12 protein-coding genes are annotated in these 12,076 nt (G+C 70.6%); 5 read left to right on the top strand and 7 right to left on the bottom strand.

Going from position 1 to position 12,076, the window contains the following annotated elements; genetic code table 11:
* The first annotated feature begins 132 nt into the window (after positions 1-132).
* Positions 133-1,410, top strand: a complete 1,278-nt coding sequence (locus ABXJ56_RS11870; protein WP_353999860.1) for a sensor histidine kinase — start codon at positions 133-135, stop codon at positions 1,408-1,410.
* The gene (locus ABXJ56_RS11865; RefSeq protein WP_353999859.1) at positions 1,407-2,096 is read left to right on the top strand and encodes a response regulator; all 690 of its coding nucleotides are present in this window, start codon (positions 1,407-1,409) and stop codon (positions 2,094-2,096) included. The genes ABXJ56_RS11870 and ABXJ56_RS11865 overlap by 4 nt, the downstream gene beginning before the upstream one ends.
* 15 nt (positions 2,097-2,111) lie before the next feature.
* On the opposite strand, the gene ABXJ56_RS11860 is transcribed toward ABXJ56_RS11865, so the two are convergent.
* The gene (locus tag ABXJ56_RS11860; RefSeq protein ID WP_353999858.1) at positions 2,112-2,753 is read right to left on the bottom strand and encodes an FMN reductase; all 642 of its coding nucleotides are present in this window, start codon (positions 2,751-2,753) and stop codon (positions 2,112-2,114) included.
* Position 2,754: 1 nt separating this feature from the next.
* Positions 2,755-3,978: an LLM class flavin-dependent oxidoreductase gene (locus ABXJ56_RS11855; protein ID WP_435404995.1), complete on the bottom strand. Its 1,224-nt coding sequence runs from the start codon at positions 3,976-3,978 to the stop codon at positions 2,755-2,757.
* Positions 3,979-4,127: 149 nt separating this feature from the next.
* Here ABXJ56_RS11855 and ABXJ56_RS11850 point away from each other — a divergent pair, with 149 nt between their 5' ends.
* Together ABXJ56_RS11850 and ABXJ56_RS11845 are read left to right on the top strand one after the other, a co-directional pair.
* Complete coding sequence (locus tag ABXJ56_RS11850) at positions 4,128-5,228, top strand: acyltransferase family protein (RefSeq protein WP_353999856.1); 1,101 nt, start codon at positions 4,128-4,130, stop codon at positions 5,226-5,228.
* A 51-nt stretch (positions 5,229-5,279) separates the two neighbouring features.
* The gene (locus ABXJ56_RS11845; RefSeq protein ID WP_353999855.1) at positions 5,280-6,308 is read left to right on the top strand and encodes an isopenicillin N synthase family dioxygenase; all 1,029 of its coding nucleotides are present in this window, start codon (positions 5,280-5,282) and stop codon (positions 6,306-6,308) included.
* A gap of 53 nt (positions 6,309-6,361) precedes the next feature.
* Here ABXJ56_RS11845 and ABXJ56_RS11840 read toward each other — a convergent pair whose 3' ends face one another.
* Both ABXJ56_RS11840 and rpsO read right to left on the bottom strand, forming a co-directional pair.
* Positions 6,362-7,903: an asparaginase domain-containing protein gene (locus ABXJ56_RS11840; RefSeq protein WP_353999854.1), complete on the bottom strand. Its 1,542-nt coding sequence runs from the start codon at positions 7,901-7,903 to the stop codon at positions 6,362-6,364.
* Positions 7,904-8,218: 315 nt separating this feature from the next.
* Positions 8,219-8,488, bottom strand: a complete 270-nt coding sequence (gene rpsO / locus ABXJ56_RS11835) for a 30S ribosomal protein S15 (protein ID WP_053547576.1) — start codon at positions 8,486-8,488, stop codon at positions 8,219-8,221.
* Positions 8,489-8,640: 152 nt separating this feature from the next.
* On the opposite strand from rpsO, the gene ABXJ56_RS11830 reads away from it, so the two are divergent.
* Entirely contained in the window at positions 8,641-9,642 is a 1,002-nt protein-coding gene (locus tag ABXJ56_RS11830; RefSeq protein ID WP_354000019.1) for a DMT family transporter, read from the top strand.
* Here ABXJ56_RS11830 and ABXJ56_RS11825 read toward each other — a convergent pair.
* From ABXJ56_RS11825 to ABXJ56_RS11815, 3 genes are all read right to left on the bottom strand, one after another.
* A complete protein-coding gene (locus tag ABXJ56_RS11825; protein ID WP_353999853.1) occupies positions 9,602-10,159 on the bottom strand; it encodes a YceI family protein in 558 nt (185 codons plus the stop codon). The genes ABXJ56_RS11830 and ABXJ56_RS11825 overlap by 41 nt on opposite strands.
* Positions 10,160-10,314: 155 nt before the next feature.
* Positions 10,315-10,683, bottom strand: a complete 369-nt coding sequence (locus ABXJ56_RS11820; RefSeq protein ID WP_053547579.1) for an FKBP-type peptidyl-prolyl cis-trans isomerase — start codon at positions 10,681-10,683, stop codon at positions 10,315-10,317.
* Between the two features lie 153 nt (positions 10,684-10,836).
* Positions 10,837-12,054 (bottom strand): PrsW family intramembrane metalloprotease, encoded by a 1,218-nt coding sequence (locus ABXJ56_RS11815; protein WP_353999852.1) that lies wholly within the window; start codon positions 12,052-12,054, stop codon positions 10,837-10,839.
* Between the last annotated feature and the right edge of the window lie 22 nt (positions 12,055-12,076).

Raw genomic sequence — 12,076 nt, 5'->3', positions numbered from 1 at the left:
CGCACCGTCATCCCGCGCCGGAGGGTCGGGTTCCCGCGCCGCTCGGATTTCGGTCGTATCGGTCTCTCGCGCGGTCGTCCCCGGGTGTGATCGGATGGAGGGGACTCGCGACGACGCGCGGAGGGGATGACGATGACCGACCGTGCATTCGCGCGCGGCAGCGCCGCCTCCCGGGTCTTCGCGGTCGTCGTGATCGCCGTCGTCGCCGTCGCCGGGCTGACCGTCGGCGCACTCCTCTGGGAGGCTCAGCGCGCCGCGCGATCCGAGGCCGAGCGCGTCACCGCGGCCATCGCCTACACCCTGTCCGTCAGCCCCACGGTGGTCGACGCGGTCGCCGACGACGATCCCGCACGCGCGACGGAGGCCCTGCAGCCGGTCGCCGTCGGCGTCGTGGAGGGCACCCCGGCGGACTTCGTCACCGTCATGGACGTGGGCGGCATCCGGATCACCCACCGTGATCCGACGCAGATCGGTCTGCCCTACATCGGGACCATCCCGACGTCGGACGCTCCCCTCACCGAGGAGTTCGCCGGAACCCTCGGCCCCTCGGTGCGAACGATCGCGCCGATCCGCACGTCCGGTGGCATCGTGGGCTGGGTCGCGGTCGGGGTGACCGTCGGATCGATCGGCGAGGCCGTCCTTCCCCGGGTCCTCGTGGCCATCGGGATCGCGGCAGGGCTCGTCGCCGCGGGTCTCGGGGGAGCCGCTCTCGCCCGCCGCGCGACACGGCGCGTCACCGGGGACCTTCCGGCGCGCGCCGTGCGCGACACCCTCGCCGCCGCCGCGTCGATGCGCACCCTCGGGGAGGCGCTCCGCGCGCAGACGCACGAGCACGGCAACCGCATGCACACCGCCGTCGCGCTTCTGGAGCTCGGCAGGACGGAGGAGGCCGTCAGCCTGCTCACCGCGTCCGCCCGGCAGAGTCAGATGCTGGTGGACGATGTCGCCGCGCGCGTCGACGGCGACCCGACCGTCGGCGCGCTCCTCCTCGGCAAGGCCTCGCAGGCTCAGGAACGCGGCATCCGATGGACGGCCGAGATCGCACCCGATGCCCCACGATCGCTCCTCACCCCGGTCGATCAGGTCGCGCTCGTCGGCAACCTGGTCGACAACGCGCTGGACGCCGCGGCGGCGGGGCCGGAGCCGCGATGGGTCTCGCTCACGATGGCGCGCACCAGCGAGGACGAACTCCTCCTCACCGTTGCCGACTCCGGCACCGGCGTCCCGCCGCAGCTCCGGCAGCGCATCTTCGAGCGCGGCTTCTCCACCAAACCCACCGGCGAGACCGGACGCGGCTTCGGCCTCGCGCTCGTCCGCGGCGTCGTGGACGATGTCGGAGGATCGCTCGTGCTCGCCGAGGGCACCCCGACGACCTTCCGCATCGTCCTGCCGACGGAGACCCCGCGATGATCCGCGTGCTGCTGGTCGACGACGAGGCCCTGACGCTGGAGCTGCATCGCGGATACATCGACCGCATCGAAGGGTTCGAGGTCGTCGCCGAATGCTCCGGAGCGCGCGCGGCGGTCACCGCGGTGCTCGAGGACGCGGCGGGGGCCGGCGTCGACCTCATCCTCCTGGACATGACGATGCCGGACGGCTCCGGCCTGGACGTGCTCCGCCACCTCCGCGCCCACGGGGCGGAGGTCGACGTCATCGCCATCACGTCGGTGCGCGACGCGGACGTGGTGCGCCAGGCGATCAGCCTGGGGGCGACGCACTATCTCGTCAAGCCCTTCACCTTCGCGGCGCTCCACGAACGCCTCGAGCAGTACCGCCTGTTCCACCGGCGGGCGACGGATGCCGCGGGGCCCGCGACACAGGATGAGATCGATGCGCTGCTCGGTGCGTCGCGCCCGGCGGCCGCGGTCACCCTCCCCAAGGGTCTCTCCGCGACCACGCTCGCCCGCGTCCGTGACGACGTGCGCGGACACGACGGGGCATGGTCATCGGCGACAGAGATTGCCGAGCGGCTGGGCATGTCGCGGGTCGCCGCACGACGGTATCTCGAGCACCTGGTCGAGGCCGGCCGCATCGAGCGGGGTGCGCGGTACGGCGCTCCGGGCAGACCGGAGTCGGAGTACCGCTGGCGCCGCTGAGAGGGCCGGTACCCGTCAGGAGCCGGTCCCTCCTCCGAGCAGGTCCGCGAACGAACGCCCCTCGCCGAGATAGTGGGCGGGGTCGAACGGATCCGCCGCGGCAGCGGGCGCCCGACCGACGATCGCGTCGGCGAGCTCGCGCGCGCCCCGGTCGATGCGGGCGCCGAGCGGAGTCACCGTGTCGGCATCCGCCCCCCAGTCGCTCGACGCCGCGAACACGCCCGTCGACACGGGCTCGGCATGCAGGTAGGCGAACAGCGGCCGGATGGCGTAGTCGATCGCGAGCGAGTGCCGGGGCGTGCCGGCGTTCGCGCCCAGGAGTACGGGCTTCCCGGTGAGCGAGGTGGGCTCGAGGACGTCGATGAAGGACTTGAACAGTCCCGAGTAGCTCGTGGAGAAGATGGGCGTCACGGCGATGAGGGCGTCGGCGGCCACGACACGCGCGATGACACCCGAGAGCGCCGGCGGAGCGAAACCCGTCAGGAGGTTGTCGGTGATCTCGTGCGCGAGATCGCGCAGCTCGAACACATCGACCTCCGCCTCGACGCCGCGCTCCGCGAGCGCCGCCACCGTCGCCGCCGACAGGCGGTCGGCGAGCAGCCGGGTCGAGGACGGGCTGGAGAGTCCGGCGGAGACCACCGCGATCCGACGTGTCATCTCAGGCACCCTTCCGCATCGCTGCGGCGCCGAACGCCGATCCGCCCGCAACACCCGCGGTCTCCCGCGGGGCCACGTCACGATAGGGGGAACCCGCCGTGAGGTTGTCGCCGCGGTTGCCGCCGGGAACAGCCTCGCGCGGGGCGGCGTCGCCGTAGGCGCGTGCGACCAGGCCAGCGTGGGTCGGCGCGTCCGGCACCTCGACCGGACGGTCCTTCGCCAGCTCGCGCCGCAGCACCGGGACCACCTCGCCGCCGAGGATGTCCAGCTGCTCGAGCACGGTCTTCAGCGGAAGACCCGCGTGATCGATGAGGAACATCTGGCGCTGGTAGTCCCCGAACGTCTCCCTCATGCCCGCGTAACGGTCGATGATCTGCTGCGGGGACCCGACCGTCAGCGGGGTCATCTCGCTGAAATCCTCCAGGCTCGGCCCGTGCCCGTACACCGGCGCGTTGTCGAAGTACGGCCGGAACTCGCGGACGGCATCCTGCGAGTTCTTCGCCATGAACACCTGGCCGCCCAGGCCCACGATCGCCTGCTCGGGAGTCCCGTGGCCGTAGTGGGCGAAGCGCTGCCGGTAGAGGGAGATCAGACGCTGGTAGTGCTCCTTCGGCCAGAAGATGTTGTTCGCGAAGAAGCCGTCACCGTAGTAGGCGGCCTGCTCGGCGATCTCCGGGGTGCGGATCGACCCGTGCCAGACGAACGGGGGCACGCCGTCCAGCGGTCGGGGGGTCGAGGTGAAGCCCTGGAGGGGTGTGCGGAACTGTCCCTCCCAGTCCACGACGTCCTCCCGCCACAGGCGGTGGAGCAGGTTGTAGTTCTCGATCGCGAGGGCCAGGCCCTGGCGGATGTCCTTCCCGAACCAGGGGTAGACCGGACCGGTGTTGCCCCGACCGAGGATCAGATCGGTCCGGCCCCCGGACACATGCTGCAGCATCGCGTAGTCCTCGGCGAGCTTCACCGGGTCGTTCGTGGTGATCAGCGTCGTCGCGGTCGACAGGAGCAGCCGCTCGGTCTGCCCGGCGATGTAGGCGAGCGTCGTGGTCGGGGACGACGACCAGAACGGAGGATTGTGGTGCTCGCCGAGCGCGAAGACATCGAGTCCCACGTCTTCGGCGTGCCTGGCGACGGCGACGGTGTTGCGGATCTTCTCCGCTTCGCTGGGGGTGCGTCCGTCGGTGGGGTCCTCGGTGATGTCGCTCACCGTGAAGATGCCGAACTGCATCGCGGGCCACGGGGTGGTGTCGTTCACGATCTCTCCGCTCTGGGTCCTCGGGATCGCCCGGGACAATCTATGCAAATGAATGCATCACGTGCAACGCCGACCGCTCCAGAGTATTCCCGGCGCTCCTCCCGGGGTAACGTGGCGGCGTCATGACCGAAACCACCGCCGCACCGAAGACGCGCACCCCGTTCTGGGACAACGCGCGCTTCGCCGCCATCATCCTCGTCGTCGCCGGTCACGCGATCCAGCGCCTCACCTACGACTCGGATGCCGCGTACGCGGTGTACCTGGCGATCTATGCCTTCCACATGCCGGCCTTCGCGATCATGGCGGGCTACTTCTCCAAATCCGGGGCTCCCACGTCCCGTCAGATGGCGCGCGTCCTGACCGACATCGTGATCCCGTACGTGATCTTCGAAAGTCTCTGGTCGCTGCTGTCCTGGGCGATCGACGGCGACCCCGGGATCGATCTCACCCAGCCGTCGTGGACACTGTGGTTCCTCCTGGCGCTGGCCATCTTCCGCGTCGCCCTCCCCTACCTCGCGCTCCTGCGGTGGCCGCTCCTGTGGACCGTCGCGATCTCCGTCGGCGCGGGGTATCTCACCCACGTCGATGCGACGTTCTCCCTGTCGCGCGCGCTCGGCCTGCTCCCCTTCTTCACGCTGGGATGGTGGCTGCGCGAGCACGACATCGTCGCGCGCCATCGACTCCTCCGCCCCCGCCCGTGGCCGGTCGTCGTGTCCGCGGCGGCGATCCTCGCCGGAGCGATCGCGGGCGCGTGGCTCTTCTCCGACACGTGGCGCCAGGTGGGCCTCGGCACGTGGATGTTCTACCGCGACGACTATTCGAGCCTCGGCGTGGCCGCGTGGTGGGCCGGCGGCGTGCGCCTGCTGCTGATCGTCGTCGCGCTCGTGCTCAGCGCCGCGTTCTTCGTCCTCATCCCGCGGGGGCAGAAGCGATGGACGACACTCGGCCAGTACACGATGTACGTCTACCTCCTCCACACCTTCGTGCTCTATCCCTTCCGCGAGACGGACGTCCTCCGCGACGCCCGTCCGGACTGGATATGGCTCCCGCTGGTCCTGCTGGCCTCCGTGGGCATCGCCGTGCTCCTCTCCTCCGCGCCCGTCCGCCGCATCTTCCGCCCCCTGGTGGAGCCGCGCCCGGCCTGGCTGTTCGCCGACCCGACGCTCGCCGGACGCGAGGGCCGCGGCGTGGATCCCACGGGCGCGCGGCGACCCGGGCGGTAACGCGGGGCAACACGCTCCGACGACTCGCGGCCGACGGCGTATCGTCGTGGCATGTCCGAGCTCTCCCTGCCGATCCTCGACCTCTCCGATCTCGACGCCGGCGCGGAGAGCGCCGACCGGTTCCGCACCGAGCTGCGTCGCGCGGCGCACGAGGTCGGCTTCTTCTACCTCACCGGAACCGGCATCCCACCCCGACTCGAGCAGGACCTGCTGCGGGTCTCCCGCGCCTTCTTCGCCCTCCCCGATGCGGACAAGCTGTCGATCGAGAACATCCGCAGCCCGCACTTCCGCGGGTACACGCGCGTGGGCGGCGAACGCACCCAGGGCCGCGTCGACTGGCGCGAGCAGATCGATGTCGGACCCGAACTTCCCGCCGTGGAGGATCCGGCAGCGCCCGATCACGCCCGGCTCATCGGACCGAACCTCTGGCCCGCGGCACAGCCCGAGCTGCGGCTCGTCCTCGAGGAATGGCAGCGGCACCTCATCGCGATCTCCCGCAGACTCCTCGGCGCATGGGCGCGAGCACTCGGTGCGCCCGAGGAGTTCTTCGACGCCTCCTTCGCGGAACCGGCGACGCTGCTGAAGGTCGTGCGCTATCCCGGAAGCACCGAGCCCGAGCCGCAGCAGGGGGTCGGAGCCCACAAGGACGCCGGCGTTCTGACCCTGCTCTGGGTGGAGCCGGGCCGCCGTGGTCTCCAGGTGGAAAAGGCCGGCGCCTGGGTCGATGCGCCCCCGGTCGACGGGGCGTTCGTGGTCAACATCGGCGAGATGCTCGAGTACGCCACCCAGGGCTATCTCATCGCGACGAATCATCGCGTCGTGTCGCCGCGCTTCCCGGACGACCGGATCTCCGTTCCGTTCTTCTTCAACCCCGGCCTCGACGCGCGCCTGCCCCTCATCGAACTGCCGGACGACCTCGCCGCAGCCGCCCGCGGGGTCACGCAGGACCCCGCGAACCCGATCCACGCGGTGTTCGGGGACAACGCCCTGAAGTCGCGGCTCCGCGCGCACCCCGACGTGGCCGAGATCCATCACTCGGATCTGCTCGCGCGACGCGCGGCGCACGACGGCGTCGCCTGAGACACGACGATGCGGCCACCGGGGTGCCCCGGTGGCCGCATCGTCGTGTCGGATCAGTGCGAGATCACCTGTTCGGCGAGGTGACGGTGGCGTCGACGGACGACGGCGACGATGCCGGCGCCCAGCATCATGAGGGCGGCGAGCGCCACGGCGCCGATGCCCCCGAAGCCCGTGACGGCGAGCGCTCCGCCGTCGGAGCCCCCGCTGCCGCCACCGGCGACCGCGCCCGGAGCGGTGGGGGTGGGCTCACCCGTCGGCTCCGCCGTGGGCTCCGCGGTCGGCTCCCCGGTCGGGGTCGGCTCGCCCGTCGGCGAGGGCTCGCCGGTCGGCGTCGGCTCCCCCGTGGGGGTCGGCTCCCCGGTCGGCGTGGGCTCCGGGTCAGGGGTCGAACCGCCGGGCAGCGGGTCGACGGAGCCGGCGAGGGAGGCGGTGCTGAACGAGGGGTTGCCGAAGTCCGAGAACCACCCGCGGGCGACGGCGACGTCCTCGGTGAACGCCCGGCTGAGCAGCAGGAGGAGTCGCGCCTTCTGGGGAAGCAGGTCGCCGCCGGGGATGATGTTGCCCGAGCCACCGGTCACCGATCCGCTCCCGGTGCGGGTCGTGCTGACGAACCACATGCCCTGGTTGTTGATGGCGGCGGTGCGCTCACGGCCCGGCGCGGCGGAGATGCCGCCGGCACCGGTTCCGGCGGTGACGATACCCTTCACACCCGCTGCGGCGTAGGCGGCGATCGCCTCTCCCCCGGCCGCCTGGTAGTTGTAGAAGATCTCGACCCGCGGAAGATCACCCGACACCTCGTCGAGGTCGAACGGGGTGAACCAGTCCTCCGACGCGCAGTCGAGGACGCGGGCGGGTGCGCGGTTGACCACCACGTTCGCGCCGTCGATCCAGCCGAGGACGCCCGACATCCGCGTGACGAATGTGTCGTTGCGCGTCGAGTTCCCCTTGGTGACGTCGCGTGCCGCGTGGATCTCGTCGTTCAGCATGAGCACGGTACCGAAGCAGAAGGTCGACTGGCTGGCGGCGAGGCGGATCGACTGGAGCAGGTTCGCCGGACCGTCCGACCCGAGCACCATCGCATCCGCGGCGGTGTCGCCGGCCGCCCACGGCCGCATCGCCCCGGTTATGACGACCGGCTTCTTGTTCTGCACCGTGAGGTCGAGCCAGTAGGCGAACTCCTCCATGGTGTCGGTGCCGGTGGTGACCACGACGGCGTCCGAGGTCGTGAGGGCCGCCTCGACCGCCATCGTCAGGTCGCGGTACTGCGCGATCGTGTAGCCGCCCGAGCCGGCGTTGCCGAACTGGACGACGTCCACATCGGCGAAGGCGGAGACCTCGGGCTGGATGCCGGCCAGGAGGTCCGACATCGGATACGTTCCGGCGCGATAGCTCGTGTAGGTGTCGCGCCCGGTGGCTTTGCCGGCCAGGGTGCCGCCGGTGGCCACGATCGTGACCTTGGGCTTGTCGGCGGCGACGGCGGGAGCCGCGGCCACGACGGATGCGGCCACGAGGCCGGACGCCACGACCGCGGAGACGGTGCCTACGGCTGCGGCGCGGCGCAGGCGTCGGGAGACGCTGCGAAGGGATGAGTGCACGGACGGTGTCCTTCCGGGGGATGCGGGGGGATCACGGCCGCCGCGCCCGTCTGCGGGTACGCCAGGGAGAGCCGTCCGGGGGTCGCCGGGAGGGCTGGAGGAGGGGGACCGTGTGGGGCATGAGCCCTGGCACACACGTTACTCAGAGAGATTTCACAGGTGTTTCCCCCACCCGGTGCTCGTGTAACGAACGGTGAGATGCCGGGGGAACGACGAAGGCCGCCCCACACCTGGGGCGGCCTTCCAAGAAAGTTTTGCGCGATTGAACGCTGGTGCGTGCTCCGCGTCGGACGCGGTGCTCGGCTTCTGGTCGCGTCAGCGACGCAGACCCAGGCGCTCGATCAGCGAGCGGTAGCGCTCGATGTCGATGTCCTGGAGGTAGCCGAGCAGACGGCGGCGCTGACCGACGAGCAGGAACAGCCCACGACGCGAGTGGTGGTCGTGCTTGTGCTGCTTCAGGTGCTCGGTGAGGTCCTTGATGCGCTGCGACAGCATCGCGACCTGCACCTCGGGGGATCCGGTGTCACCGGGGTGCGTCGCGTACTCTTCGATGATCGCCTTCTTGACATCTGCTTCAAGTGCCATAGATTCGATCCCCTCTCTGCTTGTTGCGCGGCGCCCGACGCAGGGTGCGTGAGCTCTCTTTATCCGCGGCCGATCCAACGGCAACTGCACGAGTCTACCAGGTGGTGGGGCTGGGCGACGTCCGACGCCGGCGCTAGAGTCGGCCGGTGGCCATGACCTCCCCCGCCCGCGACCTCGCTCGAGGGTCCCGCGTCTCGATCGCGGTGCAGTTCATCCTGTGCGGAGCGATCTGGGGATCCAGCTTCCTGTTCATGAAGGTCGCGCTGACGGGGATGTCGCCCGGCCAGGTCGCGTGGTCCCGCCTGGTCCTCGGCGCCCTGACGCTGGGAATCTTCGTCGCTCTCCGTCGAGACCGTCTTCCCCGGCGTCTCTCGATATGGGGCCACATGACGATCCTCGCGGTGTCGTTCTGCGTCGCGCCGTTCCTGCTCTTCTCCTGGGCTCAGCAGTACGTCACGAGCGGGCTCGCGAGCATCTTCAACGCGACCACCCCGATCATGACCGCGGTCATGGCCTGGGCGGTGTTCCGCGTCGAGCGCCTGGGCGGCACGCAGATCCTCGGCATCCTGCTCGGCATCGTCGGCGTCGCCGTGATCATCGGGCCCGGCGCGAGCGATGGAGAGAGTCCGGTGCCGTCATTCGCGATCCTGGGCGCGACCGCGTGCTACGGGTTCAGCCTCGCGTACATGCGACGCTTCGTCTCCGCCTCCGGCATGACGGCGCTGACGTTCTCGTTCCTCAACATCGGGATCGCCGCGGCGATCATGGTCGCCCTCACCCCCGCGGTGGCGCTGTCTCCCGTGCGGGTCGACGTCCCCGTCGTCGCGAGCGTCATCCTGCTCGGCTGCCTCGGCACCGGCATCGCCTACATCTGGAGCCAGAACACCGTCCGCGCGTGGGGACCCACGCGCGCATCGACGGTCACCTACATCACCCCGGTCGTCGGCGTCGCACTCGGGATCGTGATCCTCGGGGAGCCGCTGCACTGGAACGAACCCGCGGGAGCGGTCATCGTCTTCCTCGGCATCCTCCTCGCGCAGGACCGCCTCCGGCGTCGGCCGAGGACGACGGAGGGGGCGGCAGCCGCAGCCGCCGCCCCCTCTCAGACAGGTGTCACGCCTGGTGAGCGCCCTGCAGGTCGAGCTCGATCGTGACGTCCTTGCCGACGAGCACGCCGCCGGTCTCGAGGGCCGCATTCCACGTCAGGCCGAAGTCCTCGCGGTTGATGACCGTCTTGGCGGTCGCACCGGCCTTGTAGTTGCCCCACGGGTCCGACCCGAAGCCGCCGAAGTCGACGTCGAAGGTGACGGGCTTGGTGGTGCCGCGGATGGTCAGGTCGCCGTCGACGAGGAAGTCCCCGTTCTCGATGCGCACGCCGGTCGACACGAAGTCGATCGTCGGGTGGTTCTCGACGTCGAAGAACTCGGCGGAGCGGAGGTGCTCGTCGCGGCCGGCGTCCTTCGTGGTGAGGGAGGCGGCATCCACCTGCGCAGTGAGCGAGGCCTCCAGGGGGTTCTCCGGGGCGGTGAGGGTCGCGCGCTTGATGTCGAACGCGCCGCGCACCTTCGAGATCATCATGTGGCGGACGACGAAGCTGACCTCGCTGTGCGCGGGGTCGAGCTCCCAGACGCCGGGGCGGTAGCCGGGGATGTCCGTGGCGGTGGTGGTCATAGAGGTCGTTCCTTCAGGTCAGGCCGCCGAGCGGCGGGTCGATCTCCCCAACCGGGGCATCCCCTGATTCTATTCCCATGAATGAATCGAACCTGACCGGAACGTGAACGGGCGGGACCGGGTAGGCCCGATCCCGCCCGTGGTGTGGTCGTCCGTCAGCCGACGGCGACGAGATCGATGATGAAGATGAGGGTCTTGCCGCCGAGGAAGTGGCCGCCGCCGGTGCCGTAGGCGAGGTGCGGCGGGATGACCAGCTCGCGACGTCCGCCCACCTTCATGCCGGGGATGCCGTCCTGCCACCCCTGGATCAGACCGCGGAGCGGGAACTGGATCGTCTCGCCGCGGTTCCAGGAGGAGTCGAACTCCTCGCCGGAGGTGTACTCGACTCCGACGTAGTGGACGGTGACGTTGTCGCCGGGCTTGGCCTCGGCGCCGTCACCCGTGATGATGTCGCGGATGACGAGGTCGGCCGGCGCGGGTCCGGTGGGGGCGTCGATCTCGGGCTTGGTGCGGTCGTCAGTCATTCCTCCATCCAAGCACGTGCCGCAGGACCCTTGACAGCGACCGCACGCATTCGGCATCCTGATCACAGACCAGCTCAGCGCTCGGGAGTCACGCAGGCATCGCCGCGGCACCGGGCGCTGAGTCTTTTCCGGGGGCGCCGCTCCCCCGTGCGATCAGGGCGCGAACAAGGCGGCCCGGGCGGCCGCGGTCTTCACCAGGAGGTCCTGCTCATCCTGACCCGCGTGCGGGTCGCGACCGGTGATCGCGCGTTGCCGCGCCGCGGCAAGACGCGTCGCGTCGGCGATGAACTCGCGCATGACGGCCCGCCGGTCGCCGCGCAGCGTGCGGGCCCAGGCCATTCCCGCCCGCCTCCCGGGCGGGGTCGCGAGCATCTCGACCTCCTGGGGCGTGAACCAGCCGGCGGCCGCGTACTCCCCCAGACGGGTGCGGGTGAGCCGCGCCTCCTCGCGGCGCAGCATGAGCACACCGAGGATGAAGACGACGAACAAGGGCACCTGCAGCCCGATGTAGAGGGCGAAGAAGTCGCCGAAGACCGCCGAACCGTTCCACAGGGCATGGAGGGCGATCGCCCCCGCGAGCCCGAGGAGCCACGGCCCGAGTGCCGCGCCGAAGCTCGCGCCCCGCCGGGCCGCGAGCCCCAGGGCGAAGCCGATCAGGCACGTGAACATCACGTGCGCGAAGGGCGAGAGGATGCCGCGGACGAAGAAGGTCGCGGTGACCGTGTCCGCGCCGCCTTCGAGGTAGCTCACCGCGAAGTACTGGATGTTCTCCGTGAAGGCGAAGCCGGCGCCGATCAGCGCCCCGTAGACGATGCCGTCCACCGGCCCGTCGAACGCGCGACGTGCCGTCGCGAACAGCAGGAGGAGGCCGAGGCCTTTGCCGACCTCCTCGACGATCGGCGCCTGGACGACGGATTGCATCGCTTCGCGCAGCGGCGTGTCGACGGGCCCGAACAGTGTCGAGACGCCCAGGTCGACCGCGAGTGCGATGCCGACGGCGGCGACGGCCCCCCACGCGACCGCGAAGATCACCAGGCCGCGCGGCTCCGGCTCCCATCGGTCCACCAGCCGCACGGCGAAGAGCACCAGGGCCAGCGGCACCAGTGCGAGGACCATTCCGAGCAGCGATGCGCCCGCCCCGAGGAAGGTCAGGAAGTACCCCACGAGGCCCACCGTGACGAAGGCGAGGATGCCGATCGCCCAGATCGGCGCCGAACGGCCTTTCCGCGCGGGCACCGCGACGACGGCATCCGCCACGACGGTGGCGGGGATCGGAGCGGCGCTCGCATGCGGCGGCTGCGCCAGGGCGGAGGGGAACGGCGGCGGCGTCAGCGACGGTCTCCCGGGCGCGGGTCCGGACGGGTGCGTCATGGCTCACAGCCTACGGTCCGCC

Source organism: Microbacterium aurantiacum (assembly GCF_040532595.1).
GTDB classification, from domain to species: domain Bacteria; phylum Actinomycetota; class Actinomycetes; order Actinomycetales; family Microbacteriaceae; genus Microbacterium; species Microbacterium chocolatum_B.
Note: the sequence above shows the minus strand (reverse complement) of the source record. Positions and strands in the feature narration are given on the sequence as shown.

Bases quoted from the DNA above. Each gene is read 5' to 3' on its own strand.
- ABXJ56_RS11870 (WP_353999860.1), top strand. From the start codon at position 133: ATGACCGACCGTGCATTCGCGCGCGGCAGCGCCGCCTCCCGGGTCTTC.
- ABXJ56_RS11865 (WP_353999859.1), top strand. From the start codon at position 1,407: ATGATCCGCGTGCTGCTGGTCGACGACGAGGCCCTGACGCTGGAGCTG.
- ABXJ56_RS11860 (WP_353999858.1), bottom strand. From the start codon at position 2,753: ATGACACGTCGGATCGCGGTGGTCTCCGCCGGACTCTCCAGCCCGTCC.
- ABXJ56_RS11855 (WP_435404995.1), bottom strand. From the start codon at position 3,978: ATGCAGTTCGGCATCTTCACGGTGAGCGACATCACCGAGGACCCCACC.
- ABXJ56_RS11850 (WP_353999856.1), top strand. From the start codon at position 4,128: ATGACCGAAACCACCGCCGCACCGAAGACGCGCACCCCGTTCTGGGAC.
- ABXJ56_RS11845 (WP_353999855.1), top strand. From the start codon at position 5,280: ATGTCCGAGCTCTCCCTGCCGATCCTCGACCTCTCCGATCTCGACGCC.
- rpsO (WP_053547576.1), bottom strand. From the start codon at position 8,488: ATGGCACTTGAAGCAGATGTCAAGAAGGCGATCATCGAAGAGTACGCG.
- ABXJ56_RS11830 (WP_354000019.1), top strand. From the start codon at position 8,641: ATGACCTCCCCCGCCCGCGACCTCGCTCGAGGGTCCCGCGTCTCGATC.
- ABXJ56_RS11825 (WP_353999853.1), bottom strand. From the start codon at position 10,159: ATGACCACCACCGCCACGGACATCCCCGGCTACCGCCCCGGCGTCTGG.
- ABXJ56_RS11820 (WP_053547579.1), bottom strand. From the start codon at position 10,683: ATGACTGACGACCGCACCAAGCCCGAGATCGACGCCCCCACCGGACCC.
- ABXJ56_RS11815 (WP_353999852.1), bottom strand. From the start codon at position 12,054: ATGACGCACCCGTCCGGACCCGCGCCCGGGAGACCGTCGCTGACGCCG.